The organism is Methanofollis sp. W23 (genome assembly GCF_017875325.1).
GTDB lineage: Archaea > Halobacteriota > Methanomicrobia > Methanomicrobiales > Methanofollaceae > Methanofollis.
Genome location: NZ_JAGGMN010000001.1, coordinates 2,862,243 through 2,869,765, shown reverse-complemented (window position 1 = coordinate 2,869,765; position 7,523 = coordinate 2,862,243). Strand labels below are relative to the sequence as shown.

At 63.6% G+C, this 7,523-nt stretch carries 12 protein-coding genes; all 12 read right to left on the bottom strand.

All coding sequences use genetic code 11. The features are described 5' to 3' along the window. Positions 1 to 373: 373 nt before the first annotated feature. The 12 genes from J2129_RS12630 to J2129_RS12575 all read right to left on the bottom strand — a co-directional run bounded on the left by J2129_RS12630 (position 374) and on the right by J2129_RS12575 (position 7,387). Positions 374 to 733 (bottom strand): prefoldin subunit beta, encoded by a 360-nt coding sequence (locus tag J2129_RS12630; RefSeq protein WP_209631195.1) that lies wholly within the window; start codon positions 731 to 733, stop codon positions 374 to 376. Continuing rightward, a complete protein-coding gene (locus J2129_RS12625) occupies positions 726 to 968 on the bottom strand; it encodes a KEOPS complex subunit Pcc1 (protein WP_209631194.1) in 243 nt (80 codons plus the stop codon). Before J2129_RS12625 ends, J2129_RS12630 begins: the two co-directional genes overlap by 8 nt. Then, positions 961 to 1,359: a hypothetical protein gene (locus J2129_RS12620; RefSeq protein WP_209631193.1), complete on the bottom strand. Its 399-nt coding sequence runs from the start codon at positions 1,357 to 1,359 to the stop codon at positions 961 to 963. The genes J2129_RS12625 and J2129_RS12620 overlap by 8 nt, the downstream gene beginning before the upstream one ends. Next, on the bottom strand, positions 1,356 to 1,508 hold the full coding sequence (locus J2129_RS12615; RefSeq protein WP_209631192.1) for a DNA-directed RNA polymerase subunit P: 153 nt from the start codon (positions 1,506 to 1,508) through the stop codon (positions 1,356 to 1,358). Before J2129_RS12615 ends, J2129_RS12620 begins: the two co-directional genes overlap by 4 nt. Positions 1,509 to 1,513: 5 nt before the next feature. Continuing rightward, positions 1,514 to 1,804 (bottom strand): 50S ribosomal protein L37ae, encoded by a 291-nt coding sequence (locus tag J2129_RS12610; protein ID WP_209631191.1) that lies wholly within the window; start codon positions 1,802 to 1,804, stop codon positions 1,514 to 1,516. A 44-nt stretch (positions 1,805 to 1,848) separates the two neighbouring features. Then, positions 1,849 to 2,553, bottom strand: a complete 705-nt coding sequence (locus J2129_RS12605) for a ribosome assembly factor SBDS (RefSeq protein WP_209631190.1) — start codon at positions 2,551 to 2,553, stop codon at positions 1,849 to 1,851. A gap of 8 nt (positions 2,554 to 2,561) precedes the next feature. Next, on the bottom strand, positions 2,562 to 3,305 hold the full coding sequence (psmA, locus tag J2129_RS12600; protein ID WP_209631189.1) for an archaeal proteasome endopeptidase complex subunit alpha: 744 nt from the start codon (positions 3,303 to 3,305) through the stop codon (positions 2,562 to 2,564). Next, positions 3,305 to 3,787: an Rpp14/Pop5 family protein gene (locus tag J2129_RS12595; RefSeq protein ID WP_209631188.1), complete on the bottom strand. Its 483-nt coding sequence runs from the start codon at positions 3,785 to 3,787 to the stop codon at positions 3,305 to 3,307. The genes psmA and J2129_RS12595 overlap by 1 nt, the downstream gene beginning before the upstream one ends. Then, positions 3,784 to 4,419 (bottom strand): RNase P subunit p30 family protein, encoded by a 636-nt coding sequence (locus tag J2129_RS12590; RefSeq protein ID WP_209631187.1) that lies wholly within the window; start codon positions 4,417 to 4,419, stop codon positions 3,784 to 3,786. The genes J2129_RS12595 and J2129_RS12590 overlap by 4 nt, the downstream gene beginning before the upstream one ends. 29 nt (positions 4,420 to 4,448) lie before the next feature. Beyond that, a complete protein-coding gene (locus J2129_RS12585; protein WP_209631186.1) occupies positions 4,449 to 5,039 on the bottom strand; it encodes a 50S ribosomal protein L15e in 591 nt (196 codons plus the stop codon). Between the two features lie 493 nt (positions 5,040 to 5,532). Continuing rightward, complete coding sequence (moaC, locus tag J2129_RS12580) at positions 5,533 to 6,006, bottom strand: cyclic pyranopterin monophosphate synthase MoaC (protein ID WP_209631185.1); 474 nt, start codon at positions 6,004 to 6,006, stop codon at positions 5,533 to 5,535. Next, positions 5,999 to 7,387: an NAD(P)H-hydrate dehydratase gene (locus J2129_RS12575; RefSeq protein ID WP_209631184.1), complete on the bottom strand. Its 1,389-nt coding sequence runs from the start codon at positions 7,385 to 7,387 to the stop codon at positions 5,999 to 6,001. The genes moaC and J2129_RS12575 overlap by 8 nt, the downstream gene beginning before the upstream one ends. Positions 7,388 to 7,523 lie beyond the last annotated feature (136 nt).

The window sequence follows — 7,523 nt, the reverse complement described above, 5'->3', positions numbered from 1 at the left end:
TCACCCTGTGGTGGTGTTTTTTTAATACCCCCCCCCCCCCCCCCCGTCCCCCCGCGGGGCGTCCAACACGTTTTTTTTTTTTTTTTTTTGGGCCCCCCCCCCCCCTGGGGGGGGGGGGGGGGGGGGGGGGGCGCCCCCCCCCCCACCCCCGGGATGACAAGAGGGTCAGGAAGGCAGAACGATGATCATGAAGACAGGACACAATCCTCCGCCACTCTTCATCTCCAGGGGCCAGGAGGAGGCGGCACACCCCCTGGTGGAGGACAGGGTTCGGACGCTCAGGAACAAAACACTTCAGTTCAAGATGATGTGCACCCCTAGAAGAGTCTGGGGATACGTTCAGAGCCAAAAAAACCAAAAAAAAGAGACGGACTTACGCCGCCTGCTGCGGCCCGCCGACCGCCTGCTGGATCTGGGCCTGGAGCTGCTCGAACTTCTTCTGCAGCACCTTCTCCTGCTTTTCCAGCGACGTGATCCGCAGTCCAAGCGTCTCGGCCTTCTCGGTGAGCGAGGCAAGCACCTTCTCCTTCTCCTGCTGCATCATGACCGTGCCCACGTTCACGAAGACCGGGGCGTCGTCGGCGACCTCCTTGAGGTCTTCAGCCGCACGGTTCGTCTCCTTCACTGCCATCTCGTACTGGGTCTTCTGCCCGACCACGGTCTGGAGCTGCTGCTGGATCTGCTGGAGCATCGCCACCTGCTGCTGCACCTTCGGGGAAATATTACTACTCATGCCTGATCATCTCCTGGATTTCATCTGCCACATTGATCAGCCGGAGCCACATGTTCAGCGCCGCCCGCAGGGCATGGACGTCCTCGGCCTGCACCGTAAGCACCAGCGTCTCAGGGTCAGGGAGAGTGACCGCCTCGCGCGAACGCGAGCCCGCGACCTCCCCGGCCTCAGGGGCGAGGGCCTGGTACAGGAGAGGCGCGGCAGGTGTTTTACATGAAAAGACCGCCTCATGCATCGGGTTCCACCTCAAGGACGACCCGCATCTTCTGCTGGCCGTCATAGACGACGAACGACTCTGTGGCCTCGACCAGTTCTGCTTCACAATATCTTTTCACGACATCATAAACCGATTGGTCAGAGACCCGGAGCGTCCGGACGATCGGTCCCTCCCGTGGAGAGATGGTGACCTTCCTGACCAATATCTCAAAAACGATCGTCCCTTCTTCGACGACCTGGAACCGGACCCTGCCGTGTTCACGCGAAAAAATGACCGCCGGTTCCTCTCCAAGGGCCGCAAGTCCCGTCTTCCCGCGGGGCAGGTACCTGGCACCGGTCGCAAAGGCGAGGTGCCGGGCAAGTGCCCGCAGTTCATGCGCCGCCTTTCTCGAGGTGGTGACGACGGTCATTGAGCCTTCAGTTCTTTGATCCCGGCCCCTCTTTCCTTAAAGAGGATACGGTGCCCGCAGTAGGGGCAGCGGATCTGCTTGCGCCCCTCGGAGTCGATATCGATCTCCACCTTCTGCTTGCACCGTGCACACTTATATCCGCTCGCCACGGCGTCTACTCCTGGAGTTCAATTGCGCGCTCGATCGTCCTGAGCGCCACGCGGAGCGACGGGGTCTGCGGCGTATAGGCACCGCCGGCGAACTTGAACCCGCACTTGCGGCACTCCCAGATCCCGGTGCCGACCCGCTTGACCGCGACATGGTCGCAGCGCGGACAGGTATGGGTCGCCCTCTGGACTTTCTCCACCTGCTGGACTCTCTTACGGATGAACCTACCGTACCGCGGTCCAAACCTGCCGGCACTCCCGGTGACTTTACCTTTTGCCTTCTGGTTACGCCTCGCCATTCTGGATTACCCCTGATTATGTCTTACTAGGTTAAACTTCTCGGTTAATATACTTGTTCAAGCACCTTGACCTCGCCGTCGCCCTTGGAGAGACGGTTGACCAGAGAGAAGAAGTCGTCCTGGACCCCGGCAGGGATGCGGCAGACACAGATCCAGGACCCGTCGTTCTGCCACTCCTCCTGCTCGACCGTCACCGAGGACTGCATCTCCCCATAGGCCTTGGGTGCGAATTCTGCAGGGATCCGCACCGCAAGCCGCAGCTCCTCGAAGCGGATCGGGATGAGCGGGCGCAGGGCCTTCATCGCCACCTTCACCTGATCTTCAACAGACTTGAAGGGATCGATACTCACCCGCGCCTCCTCCATCGCCATCTCGATCCGTTGCGGCGGATGCGGATACTTGGTCTGCGGGTTGATCGCGTTGCGTGCGATGAAGGTGACCACCTGCCGGCGCTTCTCCTCGATCATCTTCTTTCTCTGCTCTGAGGTCAGGTGGATCTCACCCTTCGTGAGGATCCGCCTGGCGACCGGTTCGAACTCGGCCGTCCCAAAGATCTTGGTCAGGGTCTCCTCTGAGGCCCGGTCCCCACGAGCAAAGTTCTCAAAGATCGTCTCTGCAGCGACGACCTCGTCGATCGGGACGTCTGCGCCCTGCCGCACCTCCTGTGCAAGGTCAGGGTCGACCCCGATCTCGAACCGCTCGCCATGGGTCTCCAGACGCGCCACGACTGCCCGGTCAAGCGGGATCATCTCACCACTCACTCCTCGCCGGGCGTCGTCTCAAACTCGGTCTTTTCGACGAAAGCCTTCACTTCTTCAGAGCCCATCTTACGGAAGACCGGGTGCTCACGTTCGATGATCCCGATCTCGACCGTCTGGACGTCGAACTTTCCTTCAGTCGCCGCATGAAGCGCCTTGAGTCCCAGGTGCACGCCCTGCTCGACATTCATCTCAGGGTCGTAGTCCTCCTCAAAGACCTTCATCACTGCAGAGCGCCCGATCCCGATCCCGGTGGCCTTGTACTCCAGGAGCGTCCCCGAAGGGTCGGTCTCGAAGAGGCGGCACTCGCCTTCAGAGACCCCTGCAATGAGCAGGGCCGTCCCGTACGGGCGTGCACCGCCGAACTGGGTGTAGACCTGCATATGGTCGCAGATCTTCTTGGCCAGGGTCTCGACCTCGATCGACTCGTCATAGGTGACGCGGTTGATCTGGGCCTCGACCCTGGCACGGTCGACCAGGAGGCGTGCGTCGCCGACCAGGCCGGACGACGCGACGCCGATGTGGTCGTCGATCTTGTAGATCTTCTCGATCGATTCAGGCTCAAGCAGGCGCGACGAGACGCGCTTGTCGACGAGGAGGATCACCCCGTCCTTGCACTTGACCCCCACCGCGGTCGTCCCGCGCTTGACTGCCTCACGGGCGTACTCTACCTGGTAGAGACGACCGTCCGGACTGAACACCGTGATGGCCCGGTCATATCCCATCTGATATTGTGGCTGCATTAGATCTCCTCACTCTCACTATCTGTCAAAAAGACTATGCTCTCTCCTTTAATATCTTCCTGTAACACATCTACCTTGTGCCGCCCATATCTGAAGGCCGGCACTTCTTTTTCGCCGTAGTGCACCTTTTCAGGTCGAAATCGACCAGAATCCCGGTCAAGCCGCGCTTTTAACGCGGCGATGGTCCCCGAACACGCAATCGTCCGCACAGAGACACGTTCGCCTCCGACCGAGGTGACGGTGGCGCAGGCCACGCCCAGGTCGTCCTCATACCCGCGCTGGCAGCGGATGACCGCGTACTCGCCTGCCGAGAAGACCACGGCCGGCTGGACCCGTGCCGCCCCGACATCCCCAAAGAGGGAGGTGACCGCCTCGGCGACCGCGAGGTACAGCGCCTTCTGCTCGACCGCACGCCAGGGCGGGAGGATCCTCACCAGGAGATAGCGCCGCTTGGCCCTGAGGGCTTTTGGTCTCGCCCTCATTCCACCACCCTCACCTGCTCCTCGCGGTCGAGCAGCCCTTCCACCGTGGAGAGGGCGGCATGCACCTCGTCCTTCTCCATCCCGAAAAGGGAACAGAGCCCCACCATATCATGCACGCTCCGCAGGTCAAGGACCGAATGAGCGTTGCTGGCGATGCAGAAGGGGAAGGCGTACTTCCGCTGGAGCCCGAGGAGGTCGGCATACCGGCCAAGGACCTTCTGCCTTGTGCGCCCATGGCAGGCGACCAGGGGGGCAAGGTCGATCTCGACGGCCACCCTGTGGTCGGCCGCGGTCTTTGCGGCCACGAAGTCGAAGCCCCGCCGCGGGACCCGGTGCATCCCTCTGAGGACGTCGACCCCCCCGGTCGAGAGCACCGCCCGGTTGAAACCGTCGTCCCCTCCTTCGACAAGGACCAGCGCATCCTGGGGCGCACGGCGTACGCTCCTGGCGACGTCCCTGGGGGTCCGCCCCCGCACCAGGACGCCTTTCACCACCCTGACCCCGAAATACTCCCCTGCCCCTGCAGTCGAGACGAGGATCTCAAGACCGCATGCACGAGCCTCAAGGGCAAGGCGGGCGGGGGAGGTATCGCCTGAAGGATAAGGATGCACACAGGCATCGGCATACGCCATCGGTGCACTCCAAAAAAATAAAGATGAGATTACTTTCCGCGGTTCGCGTGGGACCGGATGCTCGGGCGGGTCTTCTCGGTACCCTTGCCCCTGCGGCGCATGCCACGACCCTTCCGACCGGCCATCGTCTTGCCGCGCTCGGCACGACCGCGCTGGTTGGGGTTGATCACCCAGGCAAACGCCGGGTCGTTCCTGACCGCCGGGTGGCTGGCGTCGACGAGGATGACCTCGTACCACTTGTAGCGTCCGTCCTGGCCGACCCAGTACGAGTTGACGGCCTCCATGTTCGGGTACTTCCGGGAGGCGCGCTCCTCGGCGATCCGCTGGATACTCTTTGCGCCGGTGATCCTGCGCATCCCCATCCGTGCGGTCCTGCGGCCGCGGATATATCTGGGCTTTCTCCGGCCGCCCCGGCGGATCCGGGCACGGACAACGATCACGCCCTGCTTGGCCTTGTAACCAAGGTTGCGTGCACGGTCGATACGGGTCGGGTGGTCGACACGGACCACGGCACCCTCGCGCCGCCAGGTCTGCATCCGCTCCCAGAGGAGGGCCTTGACCTCGGTGGTTTCAGGGTTCTTCCACGCCTCGCGGACGTAGGCATACATTGACTTTGCCATTGATATTCACCTCAGGTTCGGCGCGTTCTGCGCCACATTCCTCAACGGGACGGATCCCGTGGTTCTGTATACTTAGACTTCAAGGGGATATTATTGTTCCGAACACCAGGACCGATCCGGTCCCCTCTCCTCAGGCACACGGGAGACCCCACCTGTCGCCGCCCTCACCCATCCCCATAGAAGGGGTAAGGAGGGCACGGTCCCCCGGCGCGAGACGAGGTGAAGATTTGACAATTGAGGGGGCGGCCATTCTGATCAGGGTGCCTTCTCCCATCACGTGCGCCGGGAGCTCAATCAAAGATCAAAGATCGTCTCACACTCCCTCGGGTCGCATCCTCCTGACCCCCAGGACCACGATGGGATTGGGGAGGCAGAATAAATGTCCATAATAAGGGGGGTGCCGTCCTTGGCCTATCATGTGGCGGGGGTCAGGGGGGTGGAAACCCCCGGCAGAGAGATTCATCAAGAGGATTTCTACAGAGCAAAAAAAAGGTCAGACCGTGCCCTTCGTCTTCTTGATCACCCTGATCCCCTCGATCCTGGTGACCGGGTACTGCCCGTCCTCGTCCTTCTCTGCAGACTTGACCATGTCCCAGACCGTGAGCAGGGCGGCCGAGACACCGGTGAGGGCTTCCATCTCCACGCCGGTCTTGCCGTACGAACGGACGCTGACCCGCGCCTCGATGGCGTCCTCCCCGGTCTCCTCGAACTCGACCTCCACCCCGCCAAGGGCGAGGGGGTGGCACATCGGGATGATCCTGGAGGTGTCCTTCACCGCGAGGGTGGCGGCGACCCTGGCGGTGGCCAGGACATTGCCCTTGACCGCGGTGCCAGAGCGGATCGCCTCCAGGGTCTCTGGACGCAGGTAGATCCGGCCGGCGGCGATCGCCGTGCGCACCACGTCGGGCTTGGCCGAGACGTCGACCATATGGGCGCGGTCATCGGCGATATGGGTAAACTCAACCATAGAGCACCTGTGGGATCTGTTCGAGCATCTCTGTTGCGGTCATCCCGGCGTCCCTCCCGGCGGCGGCGGCCTCACCGGCGAGACCGCTCGCGTATGCGGCGAGGCACGCCGCATCGAAGGGGGAGAGACGGCAGAAGAGCCCGGCGGTCAGCCCGGCAAGGACGTCGCCGGTCCCGCCCACGGTCATGGCCGGACACCCGCTCTGGTTGAAGCGGAGGCGCGCGCCGTCAGAGACGATGTCGACCGCACCCTTGAGGAGGACGGCCGCCCCTTCAGGCACCGCGGCCCGCACCGTTCTCGCCCGGTCGGCAAGTCCGTCAGGGAGGGCGACGCCGGTCATCCTTGCAAACTCGGCGGCATGCGGAGTATAGATCGTCTCATGCCCCGCGGGCAGGGGGCGGCGGAGGGCGTCGGCGTCCAGGACGAGTTTTCTGGCATGCGGGGCAAGGGCGGCCACCACCTCGTGGCTCTCGGTCCCCAGGCCGTTGCCGCAGAGGACGACGTCGGCCCGCTCGGCACACGGGACGAGCGTCTCCAGGTGCTCCGGGCCGATCCGCCCCCCCGCAAGGGGGAGATGGATGAGGTCAGGGGCAGGGAGGGCCACCGGCGAGGCGACCCGCACGATGTCGGCCCCGGCCCTGAGGGCTGCGAGCCCCGCGAGATAGGGGGCGCCCTGGTAGGGCCCGCCGCCGACGACGAGCACCTCGCCGCCCACACCCTTGTGGGCGGCCGAGCCCTTCGGCCTCAGCATCATGAGGTCGCCAGGTCCGGTGCAGACCTCCGCAGCGAGCGGGATCCCGATCTCTGCCACCCGGGCGCCGGGCGCCTTGGGGCGGTGGAAGGTGACGATGAGGTCTGAGCGCCCTCCTGGCGTCGGGACGTCGGTCGTCACCACCCTGGCAGGACTCGCGTTCATGAGCCTGACCATCGTCGCCAGGGGCTCTCGCGGCGTCCCCTGGACCCCGGTGCCGAGCATGGCGTCGACGATCAGGTCGGCCTCATTGAAGAGGGGGGCAAGGCCCTCGACGTCTGAGGGCATCCGCACCTCATGGAGGTCGACCGGGCAGGCCCTGAGGGCGGCGAGCTGGGCAAGGAAGCCAGGGGTGGCCGAACCCCATCCCTGATAGACCACGTCCACCTCCATCTCCTGGAGGTGGCGGGCGACGACCAGCCCGTCGCCGCCATTGTTCCCGCGCCCGCAGAGGACGAGCACCCGCGACGGGGCAGACTCCCGCACCGCCGCCGTGACCGCAAGCCCGGCCGCCTCCATCAACTGGGGACCGCTGACCCCGAGGGCCATGGTATTCCGGTCCACCGCCCGCATCCGCTCGGGGGTGATCGTCCCGGTCTCGCAAAACTCCCGCAATTCCCTGAAGTCCATAGTATATCCTCTCAAAGAGTCCTTTTTCGTGGTTCCTGCATAGATAATTTTGGCTCAGGGCGATCAGGTCGAGAGCACGCCTCAAGCATATCGATGAACAATAAACTGAGTGGCGCTTCTGAGTCTGAAGGGATCC